Origin of the sequence: Mesorhizobium sp. B1-1-6 (assembly GCF_006443035.1) — a bacterium.
In the GTDB taxonomy this organism is placed as follows: domain Bacteria; phylum Pseudomonadota; class Alphaproteobacteria; order Rhizobiales; family Rhizobiaceae; genus Mesorhizobium.
Map to the genome: position 1 here is coordinate 138,629 of NZ_VFWR01000011.1, position 19,529 is coordinate 158,157.

Annotated in this window: 11 protein-coding genes; 4 read left to right on the forward strand and 7 right to left on the reverse strand. The window is 64.9% G+C overall.

Features of this window, described 5'->3' with window-relative positions:
- Nucleotides 1–101: 101 nt before the first annotated feature.
- The 6 genes from FJ979_RS22220 to hutI form a co-directional block, all read right to left on the reverse strand.
- Complete coding sequence (locus FJ979_RS22220; RefSeq protein ID WP_140583758.1) at nucleotides 102–8,678, reverse strand: glucoamylase family protein; 8,577 nt, start codon at nucleotides 8,676–8,678, stop codon at nucleotides 102–104.
- Between the two features lie 267 nt (nucleotides 8,679–8,945).
- Nucleotides 8,946–9,533, reverse strand: a complete 588-nt coding sequence (locus tag FJ979_RS22225) for a HutD family protein (RefSeq protein ID WP_140583760.1) — start codon at nucleotides 9,531–9,533, stop codon at nucleotides 8,946–8,948.
- 11 nt (nucleotides 9,534–9,544) lie between these two features.
- Nucleotides 9,545–11,215 carry a urocanate hydratase gene (gene hutU, locus FJ979_RS22230; RefSeq protein ID WP_140583762.1) on the reverse strand — a complete coding sequence of 557 codons (1,671 nt, stop codon included), beginning with the start codon at nucleotides 11,213–11,215 and terminating at the stop codon, nucleotides 9,545–9,547.
- A gap of 36 nt (nucleotides 11,216–11,251) precedes the next feature.
- Complete coding sequence (hutG, locus tag FJ979_RS22235) at nucleotides 11,252–12,067, reverse strand: N-formylglutamate deformylase (protein ID WP_140583764.1); 816 nt, start codon at nucleotides 12,065–12,067, stop codon at nucleotides 11,252–11,254.
- A 70-nt stretch (nucleotides 12,068–12,137) separates the two neighbouring features.
- A complete protein-coding gene (gene hutH / locus FJ979_RS22240; protein ID WP_140521721.1) occupies nucleotides 12,138–13,673 on the reverse strand; it encodes a histidine ammonia-lyase in 1,536 nt (511 codons plus the stop codon).
- Nucleotides 13,670–14,902: an imidazolonepropionase gene (gene hutI, locus FJ979_RS22245; RefSeq protein ID WP_140565160.1), complete on the reverse strand. Its 1,233-nt coding sequence runs from the start codon at nucleotides 14,900–14,902 to the stop codon at nucleotides 13,670–13,672. The genes hutH and hutI overlap by 4 nt, the downstream gene beginning before the upstream one ends.
- Before the next feature lie 96 nt (nucleotides 14,903–14,998).
- On the opposite strand from hutI, the gene FJ979_RS22250 reads away from it, so the two are divergent.
- Nucleotides 14,999–16,354 (forward strand): formimidoylglutamate deiminase, encoded by a 1,356-nt coding sequence (locus FJ979_RS22250; RefSeq protein WP_140583766.1) that lies wholly within the window; start codon nucleotides 14,999–15,001, stop codon nucleotides 16,352–16,354.
- A gap of 13 nt (nucleotides 16,355–16,367) precedes the next feature.
- On the forward strand, nucleotides 16,368–17,111 hold the full coding sequence (hutC, locus tag FJ979_RS22255) for a histidine utilization repressor (protein WP_140583768.1): 744 nt from the start codon (nucleotides 16,368–16,370) through the stop codon (nucleotides 17,109–17,111).
- A gap of 128 nt (nucleotides 17,112–17,239) precedes the next feature.
- Here hutC and FJ979_RS22260 read toward each other — a convergent pair whose 3' ends face one another.
- The gene (locus FJ979_RS22260; protein WP_056562755.1) at nucleotides 17,240–17,584 is read right to left on the reverse strand and encodes a RidA family protein; all 345 of its coding nucleotides are present in this window, start codon (nucleotides 17,582–17,584) and stop codon (nucleotides 17,240–17,242) included.
- Between the two features lie 221 nt (nucleotides 17,585–17,805).
- On the opposite strand from FJ979_RS22260, the gene aztA reads away from it, so the two are divergent.
- Nucleotides 17,806–18,654 (forward strand): zinc ABC transporter ATP-binding protein AztA, encoded by an 849-nt coding sequence (gene aztA, locus FJ979_RS22265; RefSeq protein WP_140583770.1) that lies wholly within the window; start codon nucleotides 17,806–17,808, stop codon nucleotides 18,652–18,654.
- A complete protein-coding gene (aztB, locus tag FJ979_RS22270; RefSeq protein ID WP_140557055.1) occupies nucleotides 18,654–19,529 on the forward strand; it encodes a zinc ABC transporter permease AztB in 876 nt (291 codons plus the stop codon). The genes aztA and aztB overlap by 1 nt, the downstream gene beginning before the upstream one ends.

Genomic DNA, 19,529 nt, shown 5'->3' on the forward strand with positions numbered 1-19,529 from the left:
CGACCGGATCCGCCGGCTGCCCAAGCGGATATCTGCAAATAGACAAAAGACTATCCCGCGCATTCCGGAGGATGCGCGGGACAGGGTTGAAGCTGTTGATTTTACGAAGGTATCTTCACGACAACTTCGACCTTGCTACCAGCCTTCGGTTGGAAAGACGCGGATTTCGTCTTCGAACCATCAACTTCAAGCGAGATCGACTTGGTCTTTTTGTCGCGGACGACACGCACCGTGACTTCGGCCCCCAGCATTTTGAGCGTGGCGGCGTAGCCATCCCAATGGCTGGGCAGTTTCGGCCTAAACGTGATCTGCTTTCCACGCCGCTCGATGCCGAGAATGCCTTCGACCGCCGCCCGGTACAGCCAGCCCGCCGAGCCCGTGTACCACGTCCAGCCACCGCGGCCGCCCTTGTTGTCGCTGGCATTGCCGTCGCCGGCGTAGATATCGGCCGCAACCACGTAGGGCTCGACGCGGTAGCGCTCTGCCGAGGCCTCGTCCAATGCGTGGTTGACCGGGTTCAGCATCGAGAAGCAGCGATAGGCTTCGTCGTTCAGCCCCATTTCGGCCAGCGCGATGACGAACCAGGTGGCGGCATGAGTATACTGGCCGCCATTCTCGCGAACGCCCGGCGGGTAGCTCTTGATGTAGCCCGGGTCCTTCTTCGTCTTCGAAAAGGGCGGCGTGAACAGCTTGAGGATCTTGAGTTCGTCGTCGACGAGCAGCTTGGTCGCCTGCTGCATCGCCGTCGTCGAACGCGCCGGATCGCCCTCGCCCGAGAGCACGCTCCAGGACTGGGCGATGGAGTCGATCCTGCACTCCTGGGATGAGCGCGAACCGAGCGGCGTGCCATCGTCAAAACTCCCGCGCCGATACCATTCGCCGTCCCACGCCGTGCTCTCCAGCGCGCGTTTCAGCGCGTCGGCATGCTTTGCCCAGGCCTGCGCGTGCTTGGCATCACCCTCCGTCTTGGCCACGGCGGCGAAGTCGCCCAGCGTCCGCAGCAGGAACCATCCGAGCCAGACGCTCTCGCCCTTGCCTTGCTCGCCGACGCGGTTCATGCCGTCATTCCAGTCGCCGCCGAGGATCAGCGGCAGCCCGGCGGGACTGCTGCGCGCAATGGCAAGATCGAGCGCACGCGCGCAATGCTCGTAAAGGGACGCCGTCTTTTTCGAAATTTCGGGCGTGAAGAAAGCATCGTGCTCGCCCTCGCCCAGCGGCTGTCCATCGATGAAGGGCAGCTGCTCCTTCAGGATGGTGGCGTCACCCGTCACCAGCAGGTAGCGCGCGGTGGCATGGGCCAGCCAGACCACGTCGTCGGAGATCAGCGTACGCACACCCGCCCCGGTGCGCGGCAGCCACCAATGCTGCACGTCGCCTTCAGGGAACTGCCGACGCGCCGCGTTGAGGATCTGGTCTCGCGCCAGTTTGGGATCGTGCGCCAGCAGAGCCAGCGTGTCCTGCAACTGGTCGCGGAAGCCGAAGGCGCCGCTGGCCTGATAGAAGGCAGAGCGGGCGCGGACGCGGCAGGCGAGGCTCTGGTAGGGCAGCCAGTGGTTGACCATGGCGTCGAGCGCCTTGTCCGGCGTTTCGACCTGAATGGTGTCGAGGAAGCCGCGCCACTCGCGCTCGTTGTCGGCCAGACGCTGGTCGAAATCCCTGCCCCGATGCTTGCGCACCAGGGCGCTCGCTTCCGCGGCCGAGCCGGCGTCCCCGAGCAGCCAGAACAGCGTGACGTCGCCGCCGGCCGGAACATCGATGTCGCGGGCGATTGCAGCGCAGGGATCGTCGCCGGCCTCCACGCGGCCTGACAGTCCCGCGCCGCTCAGCACCGCCTGCGGAAACTCGCTGGTGCCGTGCCGGCCCAGGAATTCAGTCCGGTCTGCTGTCACCGAATGCACGCCGTCATCGGCGGCGAGGAAGGCGACGCGCTCCCCGAAATCGAGCCCGTAGGGGTTCTGTGCCAGCAAGGCGCCGGTGGCGGCATCGCGCGACGGAACGATGGTCGCCGCCGTGCGCGAGCGATGTCCGCCCAGCACCCATTCGGCATAGGCATAGACGCGCAGCCTGGCCGGCGCCGGGCCGGCATTCTGGATGCGCAGGCGGGAAATCTTCACCGGGTCGACCGGGTCGACGACATGGGTGAGGTCCATCGACAATGAGCCGCGCTTCGACCGGAAGGTGGAGAACCCTTGGCCGTGCCACGTCTCGTAAGTCATCGACGGATCGCGCACCATGGCGGCGAGCGGCGAGAATGCCCGGCCACTGGCGTGATCATAGATATAGATGCCCTCACCGGGCCGGTTCGAAACCGGATCGTTCGACCACGGCGTCAGCTGGTAGTCGCGGCTGTTGCGGCTCCAGGTGAAGGCAGCGCCTTCGGCGGAGACGTGGAAGCCGAACGAGGCGTTGGAAATAACATTGATCCAGGGTTGGGGCGTGGTGCTGCGACCGGCCAGGCGCACGACATAGTGCCGCCCGTCGCCCTCGAAACCACCGAACCCGTTCCATTGGCTGAGCCCGTGCCCGTCCGCCGCCAAGGCCTGCGAGCCAAAGGAATGCGTCATAGACGCCAATTCGGGCAATGCCGCCGGCTGCTGGGCATCGCGCGCCTGCAAGGCCGCCACCTCGGCCCGCTCGATCTGATCGAAGATGGTGCCGTTGCGCGTGTGCAGAACCACGCGCGCAACCGCAAGCAGCGTCTTGTAGGTGGTCTCGTCCATCAGGTCGCGACGCACGGCGAATATGTGCTGGCGCGGTCCGAGTTCCTTGCCGCGCAAACGGCTGTTCTCGCACAGGGATTCGACCGCCCGCTGCAGGTCCTGCACATAGGACGAGGCCTGCTCGTTGACGACGACGAAATCGATCATCATGCCACGGGTGCGCATGTACTCCTGGAAACGCAGCGCCTGCGCGACGATTTCGAGATCGGCGACGTCGCCGATCCTGACCAGGAAGATCGGGAAATCGCCCGAGATGCTGGTCGGCCACAGGCTCGACTGCTTGCCCAGTCCCGAAGCGATGGATTCTGCCGGCAGGCGCAGGAATGGATCCGGATAGATCAGGTAGCGCGCCAGCTTCTGTACGTTGGCGGCGTCGGCCAGGCTGAGGCCGAGATGCCGGGTCTGCACCTGGCTGCGCGTCCAGGCGAGCATGGCCTGGCGGGCAAAGCTCTCCGGGTGGTCGAGCCGGGCAATGGCCTCCTCCAGCTCCGCGCGGTTGGAACCGACGACGGTCCAGAAGGTCAGCGATATCTTCTTGTTGGCGGGCACGCGCACCTGGCGGCGCAGCGAAGCGACCGGATCGAGGGTAAAGCCGGAATGGCCGCCAAGCCGGGCGCCCGGATCGAAAGCGGCAGCGTCGACGATGGTGCGGCCACGGCCGATGAAGGCGCGCCTGTCGGTCTCGGCTTCGGCGTCGCGCGCCGGACCGGACGGGTCGGTGACGAAATGCACCATCGTCACGTCTGGCTCGCTGGTCTCGCGCTTGCGCCGCGTGGCGAAGATCGCCCCATTGTTGGGGGCAATTTCGGTCTCCACGAACATTTTCGAGAAGGCGGGATGGGCGTTGTCGGATACCTCCAGGCCCAGCACCAGCTCGGCGAAGGAGGTCACTTCGATGTGGCGGTCGGTCGGTCCCTCGTTGAACAACGTCACGCGCCGGCCTTCGCCGTTGCCTTCCGAGATGACGATGCATTCGACTTCGGAGCGCAGCGTGCCGACCAGTTTGACGAAGCTCGCCTTGTCGTCGGAGAACAGCGTCTGGGTGCGCTCCTCGGCCGCGCGCTTGGGCTCCGCCGTCGCCGACCACCAATCACCAGTGCCGGCGTCGCGCAGGAAAATGTAGGAGCCGAGCCGGTCCTCGGTCGGATCCGGTTGCCAGCGCGTGACGGACAGATCGCCCCACCGGCTGTAGCCGGAGCCTGTCGCGGTGACCATCACCGAATAGCGGCCGTTCGACATCACATTGGTCGAACGCAGTGCCCGCACAGGATCGAGCACGATGCGGGTGTCGGGACTCTCGGTTTCGGTCTCGTCCTTCGCCCGTTCGTCCGCCTCGGTTCTGACGGTCGCAGTCGGGATGTCGCGCGGCGCCCTCTCCTGGAGCAGAAGTTCGGCCGACTCGATGACCGGATCGCTGTGAAAACGGTCGCGCAGGCGACCCTCGAAAATGGCATCGGCGACCGCCGCGATCGACATACCGGAATGGTGGGCCATGTAGTTCTGCACGACGACGTGATCGGTGCCTTCCGGCACGCGCTGCGGCGTGAAATCGACCGCGTCGTAGTAACCATGGCGGCCAAGCGCGCCGAGCTCCCGCAGTCGCGCTAGGTTCTGCACCGCTTCGCGCGGGTTGAACTGCGCGGCCAGCACGGTGGCGTAAGGCGCGATCACCGTGTTCTGGCCAAGGCCGCGCTTCAACCCGAGACCAGGCACGCCGAAATTGGTGTACTGGTAGGTCAGCTCGCGGTCGCGGGCGTTGTAGGCCGCTTCCGAGATGCCCCAGGGCACGTTCTTCTGGCGGCCATACTGGATCTGACGTTTGATGATCAGCTTGCTGGTCTGGTTGAGAATCGAACCTTGCGGTTCCTTCATCACCAGCGGCGGCATCAGATACTCGAACATCGAGCCGGACCAGGACATCAGCGCGCCCTGGAAGCCTATCTCGACGATCGGCCGGCCAAGCCGGAACCAGTGCTCAGTCGGCAGGTCGCCCTTTGCGATGGCGAACAGGCTGGTCAGCCGCGCCTCGGAGGCCAGAAGATCGTAGCAGCTCTCGTCGAGCTGGTGCTCCTCGACCCGGTAGCCGATCGACAGCAGCTTGCGCTCCGGCCGCATCAGGAACGAGAACTCCATCTCGAAGGCGAAGCGGCGCGTGCGCTCGCGCAGGGTGAGCAGCTTGGCACGCAGCGCCTCTACGGCGTTGTCGTCGCTGTGGGCGTCGTGGACATGCGCCTCGCAGGTGGCTTCGAGCCTGGCCGCCCAGTCGACGATGACATCGCTCTGTGGCGATGCCGCCTCGGTGTGGATGGCGGTGGCGAGCTTGCGGATCTCGCCGGCCAGCACAGCCAAATTGATGGTGCGGATCGAGGCCATTTCCGGCTGCGCCTTGATGGTGTCGACGGCGCGCCGCATGCCGTCGAGGCGGTCGGCAAGGCGCTGGCGCAGCGGCCGCAGCTGACGGCGGTCGTCGGGCAGCTCATCCAGGCTCTCGCCGAGGATGGTCACTGTGTCGAGGATGCCCTCGAAATCGCCCTGGAGATGAACGGACGGCGCCTCGGCCCATTCGGCGCAGGCCGCCGCCACCGCCACCAGATGGCCGGCGAGATTGCCGCTGTCGACAGCCGAGATGTAGAGCGGATAGAGCGGCTTCAGTGTGGTGGTGTCGTACCAGTTGAAGAGATGGCCGCGGTTGCGCGGCATGCTCTCGATGGTCGTCATGGTGGCATCGATGCGGGTGATGGCGTCGGACAGGCTGATCCAGCCGAAATCGCGGGCCGAGACGACCGACAGGAGATAGACGCCGATATTGGTCGGGGAGGTGCGCGGCGCGACCACCGGCGCCGGGCTCTCCTGGAAATTGTCCGGCGGCAGGTGATGATGCTCCGCCGTGACGAAGGTTTCGAAATAGTGCCAGGTGCGGCGCGCCACGGTGCGCAGCGCATGGATGTCGGCCTGCGAGATGCGCAGCCGGTCCTCGGTCTCGGCCGAGCGGCTGATCCAGCTTGCGATCGCCGGGGAGCCGATCCAGAACAGAGCGAAGAAAAAGGCGACGAAGGCGCCGGTGGAATCGGCCAGCACCGGAATGGCGAGGCCGACGAAGCCGACGATCACGGCGCCGTACATCATGCCGTAGTAGGAGCCGACATCGTTGTCGCCGGCCTTGTGCGCCTGCGAGGCGGTGCGCCATTCCAGCAGGTTCTGCCGGGAGACGAACAGCCGGTAGAGCGTGCGCACGATGGCGTCGCCCATCATCCAGGCGTTATGCGCCATCAGCACGATCTTCAATGCCACCATGGCGGTGCCGAAGGCCACGTCGCGCGCCAGCGCGGAGAAATGGCCGCGCGGCGTCTGGTCACCGCTCTTGGGCAGTATGGCGTTGACGACGTCGAAAGTGGGCGCCATGAACAGGCTGAGGATCAGCAATGCCTGCCATTGTGCTGCCTGCGTGAAGGGCAGCAGCGTCCAGCCGGCGATCGCCGCCATCACCCAGAAGATCGGCGTCAGCGAGCGGCGCAGATTGTCGACCATCTTCCAACGCGACAGCGCCGGCACGCCGGAGCGCGGATCGAGGATGAAGCCCAGGAGCTGCCAGTCGCCGCGTGCCCAGCGGTGGTGGCGCGAGGCATCGACCGAGTAGCGGGTCGGGTAATCCTCGACCAGTTCGACGTCGGTGACGAGCGCCGAACGCGCCAGCGCGCCTTCGAGCAGATCGTGGCTGAGGATGGTGTTTTCCTCGATGCGGCCCTGTAACGCGGCCTCGAAGGCATCGACGTGGTAGAGGCCCTTGCCGGTGAAGGAGCCGTCGCCGAAGACGTCCTGGTACAGGTCGGACACCGCAAAGACATAAGGATCGAGGCCGCGAGTGGCCGAGAAGACCCGTTGGAAGAACGACGCCTCGTCGCCGCTGGTCAGCGAAGCGGTGATACGTGGCTGCAGGATCGTGTAGCCCGAGGTGACGACGCGCCTGGTGGCATCGAAATGCGGTCGGTTGAGCGGGTGGCAAAGCTTGCCGACAAGCGTAGCGACCGCATCGCGGGTGGTGCGCGTGTCGGCGTCGAGCGTCATTACGTGAACGACTTTTTCCGGCAGCGGCACATCGAGCGGCAGGAAGGTGGTGTCGCTGTCGCCGCGCAGCAGCAGGTCAAGCTCGTGCAGCTTGCCGCGCTTGCGCTCCCAGCCCATCCAGCATCCCTGCGCGGCATTATAGAGCCGGCGCCGGTGCAGGAGATAGAAGCGCGGCGCGCCTTCGGCGGGATAGCGGGCGTTGAGGCGGGCGATCTCGTCACGGGCGAATTCGAGAATCTCGGTGTCGGCCGCGTCGATCTCGGTCTTGCTGTCGGGCCAGTCCGACAGCAGGGCGAAGTGGATCTCGTCCGCCAGATTGGCGAGGTAATGCACCTCGATGTTGCGGATGTTTTCCTCGACATCGTCGCGCGAGCCGATCAGCGACGGCACCACCACCAGCGTGCGTGCCTCGGACGGCACGCCGTGCCTGTAGTCATAGCCGATAAGGCGCGTCGGCTTGAGGAACAGCGAGACAACGGTATTGAAGAAAGCGAGCGCGCCTTCGCTGGCCGGCACGGCAAACAGCGCCAGCATCAAGACGATCGAAGGCACAGACAGGCCGAGATTGGCAAGGGCATTGCCGGAAACCACCAGCAGCAGCACGGTCAGCGCAAAGACCGGCAGGACGATGCCCAGCCATCCGGTCTTGGCAAAGGTGCGCTTGACGGTCTGACTGACGGTCGGTCGGTAGCCGATCGCCTTTTCCAGCTCCAGCCGGCGTGGCCCGACAAGGAAAAAACCGACATCCGTGTGCGCTAAAGGAGCCGCAAGGCCATCTGCGCCGTCGGCGGCGGATGCAATTTCGTTGGTGATCTGGCCGGCCAGTTCGATCGCCTTTTCGGCGACGCGATATTCCGACAGATTCGAGCGGCGGGCCAGCTCTTCGATCGCGGTCCGGTACTGGTCACGCGAGAAGAAATCGAGCGCGGCGAAGTCGGTGCGCTCGCGCAGCACCGTGTCGATACGGCTGACGCCCTCGAACCACACCGTCCAGTCGATATCGTTGATGAGCCGCAGGCCGCGTATGATGTTGCCGGTCGTCACATTGCCGCTGGACAGCGTATGATGCTCGGAAATGATGATTTCCTCGGCGTCCGAGCCGGTCTTCTCGAGTTCGCCTTCCAGCCACTCCAGCGCCTTGCCTGCATTCTGCGAGCCGTCGCGCAAGCGGTAGAGCAGTTGCGTGGCAAAGGTGGTGTCCTGGGCGTGCGCGCTGAAATTGGCCAGGATCGCTTGCCGGTCGCGGGTATCGTCGGTCGCCAGCACCTTGTCGGCGACATCATTGGCGATCTGGCGCATCTGCCGGGTGCGGTTGACCCTGACCGCAAGGCGGCGAAGATTTTCGATCAGAACGAAGCGCAACAGCGACGGCAGCGCCCAGAGTTCGCCGATCTTCAGCGGCTCGACCGACTGGAAGCCCTGGACGATGGCCTTGAACATGGTCGCGGAGACGGAACTGTCGGAATGCGCCACATAAGTCCAGGCCAGCGCCAGCGCGCGCGGCACGCCGCCGCCGTCGGGCAACTTCAGCGTCGGCAGTTGACGATAGAAGCGGCGCGGCAGGTCGCGCTTGACCTGGAAAATGGTTTCCTCGACCAGATAGTTGTTGTCGAGCAGCCATTGCGCCGCGGGCGTGATGGTCTCGCCCCTCGCCTGCGCGGCGTTGGTCGAACGGTAGACTTCGAGGATCTTCTTGGCGCTGTCGCGGATGCGGGCCTGGAAATCGAATGGCGTCAGGCCGAACAGATCCGCGAGATCGCCCTTGGCCAGGCTTTCACCGAGCAGCCGAAGGCGTTCCTCCGGCAGGAAAATGGATCTTATCGGTTCTTCCGTGATGGGCGGGAAGCTCGCGCTCGTCTTTTCGATTTGTGCTGGATTCGTCTGAATATTCATTGAAAATTCCGTAAGCGGGCACTCAGCGGCGTCACCGCCACGGCAATGGCCCTAAAACCGATTCAAATGCAATTGGTTGCATGCCCAGCTTTTGCCGAAAATTGTTTCCGCACCACGACAAGGCATCGTCTTTTCGACCGTTTCAAAGACAAACGCCTCTCACTCCCGCCGAGACCGATCGACGGAAAGGATTCAGGCTTTTTCGTGATCCCGGCTGGAGCTTACCCTATATTTCGCCGGCATCGCGATCATGTTTGGAAACAAGCGTTAATCGTTGGCTCGAATGCCATCGATCCGGACCACGAATACTGTCGTGTCGTCGATCGGCTGGATGCGCAGGCCAGTTGTGGCTGAGGCAGTCAGGAGCGCGTCGAGGTGGCCAAGGCGAACAGGCTCAGCGGCGGCAACCACGACTTCCCCACCCAGACACAGGACGAGGGTCGCCCGGCTTTCAGTTCCGATTTCCAAAGGGTTCGAGATTACGAGGCGTTCGACGGAATGCCTCATGCGGCCGCGACGGGTCATTACGTTGAGATCGGTGATCGGGCCGGCGATCAGTTCGGCACCGGTCGGCCGGTCGGCCGGAAAGGAAAGCGGGGCTGAAGCGGCGGTCAGGCGCGCCGGCGGCTGGCCGGCGACATCAAGAACGATCCCCTCGCCCTCCAGCACCGACAGCGTGCGGTCGATGCCGGCAAAGCTGGAGAACGGCCCTCCGCTCTCGACGCGCGCCATCGAGACACGCCAGTCGAAGGCGTCGAGCCCGGCATCGGCCGGCGAGACGGCGATTTCCGTCGTCACGCCGCCGCCGTTCTTCCATGGCATCGATTTGTATTCGGCTGCCCGCAGGACGCGCATCGGTCGGCCTGTTATCCCAGAATGCCGGGCAAATTGAGCTGATGTTCCCTGGCGCAGTCGATGGCGATGTCGTAGCCGGCGTCGGCGTGCCTCATGACGCCGGTCGCCGGATCATTCCACAGCACCCGCTCCAGGCGCCTGGCTGCCTCAGGCGTGCCGTCCGCGACGATGACCATGCCTGCATGCTGGGAAAAGCCCATGCCGACACCGCCGCCATGGTGCAGCGACACCCAGGTAGCGCCCGATGCCGTGTTGAGCAGAGCGTTGAGCAGCGGCCAGTCGGAAACAGCATCCGAGCCGTCCTTCATCGCCTCTGTCTCGCGGTTCGGCGAGGCGACCGAGCCGGAATCGAGATGGTCGCGGCCGATGACGACAGGCGCCTTGAGTTCGCCTTTGGCGACCATCTCGTTGAAGGCGAGGCCCAGCCGGTGGCGGTCGCCGAGGCCGACCCAGCAGATGCGCGCCGGCAAGCCCTGGAAGGCGATGCGCTCGCGCGCCATGTCCAGCCAGTTGTGCAAATGGGTGTTGCCGGGCGTCAGTTCGCGCACCTTGGCGTCGGTCTTGTAGATGTCCTGCGGGTCGCCGGAAAGGGCCGCCCAGCGGAACGGGCCGATGCCGCGGCAGAACAGCGGGCGGATATAGGCCGGCACGAAACCGGGAAAGGCAAAGGCGTTCTCGAAGCCTTCTTCCTTGGCGACCTGGCGGATGTTGTTGCCGTAGTCGAGCGTCGGCACGCCGGCGTTCCAGAAGGCCACCATCGCCTCGACATGCTCGCGCATCGAGGCGCGGGCGGCTTTCTCGACTGCTTTCGGGTCGGACGTGCGCTTCTCGCGCCACTCGGTGAGCGTCCAGCCCTTGGGCAGATAGCCGTTCAACGGATCGTGCGCCGAAGTCTGGTCGGTGACCATGTCGGGGCGCACGCCGCGCCGCACCAGTTCCGGCACGATATCGGCGGTGTTGCCGACCAGGCCGACCGATTTCGCCTCGCCCGCCCTGGTCCAGCGCTCGATCTTCTCCAGCGCCTCGTCAAGCGTGTCCGCCCGCTCGTCGACATAGCGGGTGCGCAGCCGGAAATCGATGCGGTCGGGATCGCATTCGGCGGCCAGGCAGCAGGCGCCGGCCATGACGGCGGCGAGAGGCTGCGCGCCGCCCATGCCGCCGAGGCCGCCAGTCAGGATCCATTTGCCCCTGAGATCGCCGCCATAGTGCTGGCGTCCGGCTTCGACGAAGGTCTCGTAGGTGCCCTGCACGATGCCTTGCGTGCCGATATAGATCCACGAGCCGGCCGTCATCTGGCCGTACATCATCAGGCCTTTCCTATCGAGCTCGTTGAATTTCTCCCAGGTCGCCCAATGCGGCACCAGATTGGAGTTGGCGATCAAAACGCGCGGCGCGTCCGGATGGGTGCGGAAGACGCCGACCGGCTTGCCGGACTGCACCAGCAGCGTCTCGTCCTCGCCAAGCGTCTTCAGCGAAGCGGCGATGCGGTCGAAATCGTTCCAGGTGCGCGCGGCCCGGCCGATGCCGCCATAGACGACCAGTTCGTTGGGATTTTCGGCGACATCGGGATCGAGATTGTTCATCAGCATGCGCAGCGGCGCTTCGGTCGTCCAATACCTGGCATTGAGCTTGTCGCCGCGGGGGCTGCGCACTTCGCGGATGTTGTGGCGAGGATCGGTCATGTCGTCACTTCCCTTTCAGATGAGTGCGGCGAGGCGTCAGCTCTCGACCCACGAAATCGCGGTCTCGAGGATGGATGTCAGCGTGGCGCGGATCGGCGCGGCGAAGGCGGCGTCGTAAGGCACCGGCCAGTTGTCGGGCGCGCCCTTGCCTTCGGGCTCTCGCATGTAGCCGCGGTTGGACAGTTCCATCTGCAGCGCATGGACGCCGTTTTGCGGCTGGCCGAAATGGCGCGTGATCCACCCGCCCTTGAAGCGGCCATTGACCACGAAGGTCTCGCCGGTCTCGGCCAGGATCCCGGCGACCTTTTCCTGCAGCGCCGGATCCGTGCTCTTGCCGTCATTGGTGCCGAGATTGAAGACCGGCAGCGTGCCATCGAACAGGCGCGGCAGCACAGAGCGGATCGAGTGGCAGTCATAGAGGACGATTTTGCCATGCAATCCGCGCAGCCGGTCGATCTCGGCCTGGAGCGCGGCATGATAGGGCATGAAGAATTTTCGGCGGCGCTCGTCGATTTCCGACGGTCCCGGTTCCTCGCCTGTACGGTAGAGCGGATCGCCATCGAAGGTTTCGGTCGGGCACAGCCCGGTCGTCGCCTGACCAGGGTAGAGCGAGGCCCCGGACGGATCGCGATTGACGTCGATGACGGTGCGCGAGATGGCGGTGTGCACGACGGTGGCGCCAAGACCTGCGGCAAAATCATAGAGCTTGTCGATCCACCAGTCGCAGTCGCGCTGGCCAAGCCAGCTCGAGACCAGCCGGTTGTCGAGACCGGCGAGATCGATGCCGGTGTGCGGCATGGAAACCAGCAGCGGTGCGGTGCCTTGATTTACCGTCAGCCAAGGAGGTGTCATGCGAGATCTCCGCAAGTTGGAGCTCTACGGCTGGGATGCGAAGGAACGAGACCTATCATGCCAAGCACTCTCATGAGGCAATCCCCGGCAGCGCCACCGCGCTCGCCGCCTTCACCGCCGCACCGCTTCGCACCATGGCGATGGCTTTCTCCATGTCGGGATGGAAATGCCGGTCGTTGTCGAGATGCGGCACCTCGGCCCTGACCAATTTGCGCACCGCTTCGAGTGCGGCGCTGGAAGCAAGCGGCGCGTGGAAATCGCAGCCCTGGGTCGCGGCCAGCAACTCGATGCCGATGACGGCCGTGGCGTTCTCGACCATGCCGATCAGCCGGCGCGCACCATGTGCGGCCATCGAGACGTGATCCTCCTGGTTGGCCGAGGTCGGGATCGAATCGACGCTTGCTGGATAGGCCTTCTGCTTGTTTTCGGAAACCAGTGCCGCCGCCGTCACCTGCGGGATCATGAAACCGGAGTTCAGGCCGGGCTTCGGCGTCAAAAAGGCGGGCATGCCCGACAGCGCAGGGTCGACCAGCATGGCGATGCGGCGCTCCGACAGCGAGCCGATCTCGCAGACGGCGAGTGCAATCATGTCGGCGGCGAAAGCCACCGGCTCGGCATGGAAATTGCCGCCCGACAAGGCCGTGTCGTCCTCGGCGAAGATCAAGGGATTGTCGGTGACGCCATTGGCTTCCGTGCCGAGCGTGTCGGCCGCCTTGCGCAACACGTCGAGGGCGGCCCCCATCACCTGCGGCTGGCAGCGCAGGCAATAGGGATCCTGCACGCGCTCGTCGCCGACGCGGTGGGATTCGCGGATGGCGCTGCCGGCCATCAGACTGCGCAGCGCATTCGCCGTCTCGATCTGGCCGCGATGCTTCCTCAAGAGATGGATGCGCGGATCGAAGGGGGCGTCCGAGCCCCTGGCGGCGTCGGTGGACAGTGCACCCGCGACCAGTGCCGACTGGTAGAGAACTTCGGCCTCGAACAAGCCCGCCAGCGCGTAGGCGGTCGAGAATTGCGTGCCGTTAAGCAGCGCCAGCCCTTCCTTGGCGCCAAGGATGACAGGCTCCAGCCCATGCGAGACGAAGGCGACCTTGGCCGGGAAGCGGCCATGCGGCGTGAAGCATTCGCCGACGCCGATCATCACGGCCGTCATGTGTGACAGCGGCGCGAGGTCGCCGGAGGCGCCGACCGAACCTTGCGCCGGCACCACCGGGATGACATCGTTGGCCAGCATCGCTTCCAGCAGCTCGATGGTGCGCGACCGCACGCCGGAGGCGCCCTGCGCCAGGCTGGCAAGCTTCAAGGCCATCATCAGCCTGCAAACAGCGACCGGCATCGGCTCGCCGACGCCGGCGGCGTGCGAGAGCACGATGTTACGCTGAAGCGTTTCGAGATCCTGGGCAGGAATGCGGACGCTGGCCAGTTTGCCGAAACCGGTGTTGATGCCATAGACCGGCTCGCCCTTGGCGACGATGCGTGCGACAGCCTCCGCACTCGCCTTGATCTTTGGCCGGCAGGCATCGTCGAGCCTGGGCACGGCGCCGCGATAGATGGCGCGCCAGTCGGCCAGGGTCACGTTGCCGGGTTTCAGTACGAGTTCGGTCATTGTCCTCTCCAGATGCGCGCGTGCAAGGGGTTGAAGCCCATGCGGTAGACGAGTTCGGCAGGGCGCTCGATGCTCCAGATCGCTAGATCGGCGGATTTGCCCGCCTCCAGCGTGCCGGTCTGTCCGAGCAGACCCAGTGCGCGGGCGGCTTCGCGGGTCACGCCCGCGAGGCATTCATCGACCGTCATGCCGAACAAGGTCGCCGCCATGTTCATGGTCAGCAGCAACGACGTCAGCGGCGAGGTGCCGGGATTGTTGTCGGTGGCGACGGCCATCCTGACGTCATGCCTGCGGAATAATTCGATCGGAGGTTTCTTCGTTTCGCGAATAAAATAATAGGCGCCGGGCAGGATCGTCGCCACGCTGCCCGATGCAGCCATTGCCGCCGCGCCTGCCTCATCGGTGTATTCGAGATGATCGGCCGACAACGCGCCATAGCGCGCGGCGAGTTCGGCGCCATGCAGGTTCGACAATTGGTCGGCATGGAGCTTTACCGGCAGGCCAAGCGCCTTTGCGGCTTCGAAGACCCGTGCCATCTGCTCGACCGAAAACGCGATGCCTTCGCAGAAACCATCGACGGCGTCGGCAAGCCCGTCGGCAGCAATGGCCGGCAGGATCGTGGCGGTGATGAGATCGATGAAGGCGTCCTTGTCGCCCTTGGCTTCCGGCGGCAAGGCATGGGCGCCGAGAAAGGTCGTGCGGATCGTCACCGGGCGCTCGGCGCCCAGGCGGCGCGCCGCGCGCAGCGACTTTTTCTCGTTTTCCAGGTCAAGGCCATAGCCGGACTTGACCTCGACGGTGGTGGCGCCCTCGGCGATCAGCGCATCGAGACGCGGCAGTGTCTGAGCGACCAGTTCGTCCTCACCCGCGGCACGCAAGGCCCTAACCGACGAGACGATGCCGCCGCCGGCCCTGGCGACCTCCTCATAGGTGGCGCCGGCCAGCCGCATCTCGAACTCGTTGGCGCGGTCGCCGGCATGGACGAGATGGGTGTGGCAGTCGATCAGGCCGGGCGTGATCCAGCGGCCCTCGCAATCGACGATCTCGGCACGCTGCTCGAACGCCGCCGGAATATCGGCTTCGGCGCCGGCATAGACGATGATGCCGTCACGCGCGGTGACGGCGCCCTTTTCGACGACGCCCTGCCCTGCCCCTTCGGCAAAAGTCGCCAGGCGCGCATTGCGCCATATGCGAACCGCCGCCGCCCGGCTCCTGCTTTCTCCAGCCATCATATTTTCCCTTTGAAAGGATGGCGGTTATGTATATACATATTAAAAAGCACCGCAAGTGCTATTGTCATCATAAGCCAGGATTCGGAGAACAACGTGACGGCGATCTTTGCGGAACAGGCGCTTCTGCCGGAAGGCTGGCGAAGCAATGTGCGCATCGCCCTGGGCGGAGGCCGCGTTGCGGCAATCGACGCCGGGGTTGCGCCGAACACCGGCGACGAGCGCCACGCCATCGTCCTGCCGGGCATGCCCAACCTGCATAGCCACGCGTTCCAGCGCGGCATGGCCGGACTTGCCGAGTTGCGCGGCCCGTCGGCCGACAGTTTCTGGAGTTGGCGCGAGGTGATGTACCGTTTCGCGCTGTCGATGACGCCCGACCAGGTCGAGGCGGTAGCCGCCCAGCTCTATGTCGAGATGCTGGAGGCCGGCTTTTCGCGTGTGGGCGAATTTCATTATCTGCATCACGACCGCGACGGAAAGCCCTACGCCAACATTGCCGAAATGGCCGAGCGCATCGCGGCCGCCGCCGCAGAAACCGGCATAGGCTTGACGCTGCTGCCGGTCTTCTATGCACACTCTTCTTTCGGCGGCGCGGCTCCCAACGAAGGTCAGCGCAGATTTCTCAATGATGTTAACCGGTTCTCACGCCTGGTTGAGAAAAGTCGCGAATGCGTTCGCGCCTTGAATCAAGCGGTCATCGGCGTCGCCCCCCATAGCTTGCGTGCCGCGACGGTCGAGGAGTTGCGACAAGTCGCTGCGATGGCGCCGGACGGACCGATCCACATCCACGTCGCGGAACAAGTGAAGGAGGTCGAGGACTGCATTGCCTGGTCGGGGGCGCGTCCGGTCGAGTTTCTGCTTGGCCATGCCAATGTCGACCGGCGCTGGTGCCTGGTCCATGCCACCCATATGACCGATGCCGAGACCATGGCGATGGCAAAAAGCGGCGCGATCGCTGGGCTGTGCCCGATCACCGAAGCCAATCTCGGCGATGGCATTTTTGCGGCGCCGCTGTTCGCGCAACATGGCGGCCGCTTCGGCGTCGGCTCCGATTCCAACGTGCTGATCGGGCTGCCGGACGAACTTCGGCAACTCGAATATTCGCAGCGTCTTGCCCACCGCGCCCGCAACGTGCTGGCGGTCGCCGGCGGCTCGACCGGCCGCGCGCTGTTCGACGCAGCGCTTGACGGCGGCAGCGTCGCCCTTGGCGCCGGCGCCTCGCGGATCGCCATTGGCGCATCCGCCGACCTCGTATCGCTCGACCACAGCCAGGCTTCGCTTGCCGGCAAGACCGGAGACGCGATCCTCGACGCCTGGATCTTCGCCAACGGCACCAAGGTCGATTGCGTCTGGGTGCACGGCCAAAAGCAAGTCAGCGGCGGCAGGCACGCCAGGCGCGACGCCATCGCGGCGTGTTTCCGCAATGTCATGACCGCGCTTTCGGCAGGCTGATCAGAGACAGCCCATGAGCATGGTGACGACAGCGGAGACGGAGGGCGGCGAGACGGTGTCGCTGCATCAGCGCATCCTGTCGGACATAAGCGAGAAAATCCTGTCCGGCGCCTGGGCGCCGGGGCATCGCATCCCGTTCGAGCACGAGCTGACGGCCGAATATGATTGCTCGCGCATGACGGTGAACAAGGCGCTGTCGCAGCTTGCCAAGTCAGGACTGATCGAACGCCGCCGGCGCTCAGGCAGCTTCGTGCGTCAGCCGCAATCGCAAGCGGCGGTGCTGGAAATCCATGACATCAGGATCGAGGTCGAAGCGCTCGGGCTGCCCTATCGCTATGAGCGGCTGGCGCGCCTGAAGCGGCGCAGCAGCGCGCAAGACCGGTCGCTGCTCGGGCTTTCTGCCTCGGGTTGGGTACTATCGCTGGAATGCCTGCATTTCGCCGGAGAGCGGCCGTTCGCGCTCGAAGAGCGGCTGATCAATCTCTCCGCCGTCGCGGAAGCCGGCGAGGAAGAGTTCCTCGACATTGCACCGGGCCCGTGGCTGATCGGCCGTGTGCCATGGAGCGAGGCCGAGCATCGCATTCGTGCTGTTGCCGCCGACGAGCGTGTTGCCGATGCCCTCGACATCGACCTGAGCGCGGCCTGTCTTGTGGTCGAGCGCCGGACATGGAGCGCCGAGCACCCGGTCACCCATGTGCGCTTCACCTATGCAGCCGAGAGCCACACGTTGGTGGCAAGATTCACGCCGCAGGCCTGACCCTCCCCCTCTCCGGGAGGGTCGCGGAGCCGACGTTGCGAAGCAAGGTTGGCGAGACGGGTGGGGTGAGCGCCGCTCCCACCCCGCTGCTGCGCAGCGACCCTCCCACAAGGGAGAGGGTAAAAAGCTCAGATCGCCGCGGTGATAATGATCTCGACCAGATATTCCGGACCGGCGAGCTTGGCTTCGCCGGTGGCGCGTGCGGGTGTGTGGCCCTGCGGCACCCACTTGTCCCATTCCGAGTTCATCTCGGCGAAGGTGCCCATGTCGGCCAGCCAGATGATCGCCTGGACGATCTTGGTCTTGTCGGTGCCGGCCTTGGCCAACAATTCGTCGATCGTCGCCAGAATATCGCGGGTCTGCGAGGCGACGTTGCCGCCCGGCTCTCCGACCTGGCCGGCCAGATAGACGGTATTGCCGTGAATGACGATCTGGCTCATGCGCGGGCCAACATCGATGCGACGAATGCTCATGGGAGGTTTCCTTCCTTTGTGGTCGCGCCTCTTTAGAGTTGGCATCGGCTTCGGGCAAGGCCGAGCGTTCCAAATCCCCTTGGACCAGCAGCGCCGGAGGGTCACGGCAAGTTGAGCCGGCAGCCACAATTCCGCTCGATTGGCTTGTTGACTAATGTAATAACATCACATATCCAATCGGCGCTGCCCGGCAGCTGCACTACCGCCCCACGGACCGTCAAATGACCGAAACCTGCCTGACATTCCGTGACCTGACGCTTGGCTATAACAGCCATCCGGCGATCCATCATCTGGACGGCATCATACGCAAAGGCTCGCTGACCGCCGTCGTTGGCGCCAATGGCTCGGGCAAGTCGACGTTGATGAAGGGTATCGTCGGCGTGCTGAAGCCGATGGTCGGCGCGGTGACGCGGGCGCCAGGCGTGCGCGCCGCCTATCTGCCGCAGCAGTCGGAACTCGACCGCAGCTTTCCGGCCCGGGTCGTCGATCTGGTCTCGCTCGGCCTGTGGCCGAAACGCGGGCTGCTCGGCCGCCATACCAAGGAGGATCGCCAATCCGTCAGCGAGGCGTTGATGGCGGTCGGCCTTGGCGGCTTCGAGACCCGCCCGATCGACACGCTGTCGGGCGGCCAGTTGCAGCGCACCTTGTTTGCCCGCGTGCTGTTGCAGGATGCGGATCTCATCCTGCTCGACGAGCCGTTCAACGCCGTCGATGCAAAGACGATGGGCGATCTTATTGCGCTGATCAAGCGCTGGCATGGCGAGGAACGCACAATCATGGTCGTCGTCCACGACCTCGACCTTGTCCGGCAGAATTTTCCCGAAACGCTGCTGCTGGCCCGCCAGCCTGTCGCCTGGGGCGAGACGAAGGAGACGCTGCGGCCTGAGAATCTCCTGCGGGCCAGGCGCTTCCATGAAGCGTGGGAAGAGAACGCGCCATGGTGCGAGCCGGGCGGACCCGATCATGACCATGACGGACATGACCATGAGGGACATGGTCACGATCATGATGAGCCTGCCCATGCACAGGATCGTCACCACCATCATGGCGCCGGACCAAGGGCTGCATGATGAACGTCTTCTACGAACTCTTCATCGCGCCTTTCGCCGATTTCGCCTTCATGCAGCGGGCGCTGTTCGGCTCGCTGATGCTGTCGCTCGGCGCCTGTCCGGTCGGCGTGTTCCTGATGTTGCGGCGCATGAGCCTCTCGGGCGACGCCATGGCGCACGCGATCCTGCCGGGCGCCGCCGCCGGCTTCCTGCTTTACGGGCTGGAAATCCTGCCGATGACCATTGGCGGCCTGATCGCCGGCATCGTCGTTGCACTCGGCGCGGGCGCCGTCTCGCGATTCACCATCCAGCGCGAAGACGCCTCGATGGCCGCCTTCTATCTGATTTCGCTCGCCGTCGGCGTGCTGATGGTTTCGGTCCGCGGCTCCAGCGTCGACCTCATGCATGTGCTGTTCGGTACGGTGCTGGCGCTCAACGATGAAGCGCTGACGCTGATCGGCGGCATCGTGCTGGTGACGCTTGCCAGCCTTGCCGTCTTCTGGCGGGCCTTGGTCGCCGAATGCCTCGACCCGCTATTCCTGCGCTCGGTCAGCCGGTGGGGCAGTCCGGTGCATTTCATTTTCCTCGGCCTCGTCGTGCTCAACCTCGTTGGCGGCTTCCAGGCGCTGGGCACGCTTCTGTCGGTCGGGCTGATGATGCTGCCGGCCGCCGCGGCCCGTTTCTGGACCGTGCGCGTCGAACCGATGTGCGTGCTGGCCGTGCTGATCGGCTTTGCCTCCTGCATCGCCGGACTGCTTCTGTCCTACCACGCCTCGCTGCCCTCAGGCCCGGCGATCATCCTGTCGGCAGGCGTCGTCTATTTCGCCTCGATCCTGTTCGGCACGCGCGGCGCGCTGCGCGCCCGCATCGTCCATCACCGTCATCGGACGGCCTGA

Coding starts and splice junctions, on each gene's coding strand:
- FJ979_RS22220 (WP_140583758.1), bottom strand. CDS start 8,678: ATGAATATTCAGACGAATCCAGCACAAATCGAAAAGACGAGCGCGAGC.
- FJ979_RS22225 (WP_140583760.1), bottom strand. CDS start 9,533: ATGCGCGTCCTGCGGGCAGCCGAATACAAATCGATGCCATGGAAGAAC.
- hutU (WP_140583762.1), bottom strand. CDS start 11,215: ATGACCGATCCTCGCCACAACATCCGCGAAGTGCGCAGCCCCCGCGGC.
- hutG (WP_140583764.1), bottom strand. CDS start 12,067: ATGACACCTCCTTGGCTGACGGTAAATCAAGGCACCGCACCGCTGCTG.
- hutH (WP_140521721.1), bottom strand. CDS start 13,673: ATGACCGAACTCGTACTGAAACCCGGCAACGTGACCCTGGCCGACTGG.
- hutI (WP_140565160.1), bottom strand. CDS start 14,902: ATGGCTGGAGAAAGCAGGAGCCGGGCGGCGGCGGTTCGCATATGGCGC.
- hutC (WP_140583768.1), top strand. CDS start 16,368: ATGAGCATGGTGACGACAGCGGAGACGGAGGGCGGCGAGACGGTGTCG.
- FJ979_RS22260 (WP_056562755.1), bottom strand. CDS start 17,584: ATGAGCATTCGTCGCATCGATGTTGGCCCGCGCATGAGCCAGATCGTC.
- aztA (WP_140583770.1), top strand. CDS start 17,806: ATGACCGAAACCTGCCTGACATTCCGTGACCTGACGCTTGGCTATAAC.
- aztB (WP_140557055.1), top strand. CDS start 18,654: ATGAACGTCTTCTACGAACTCTTCATCGCGCCTTTCGCCGATTTCGCC.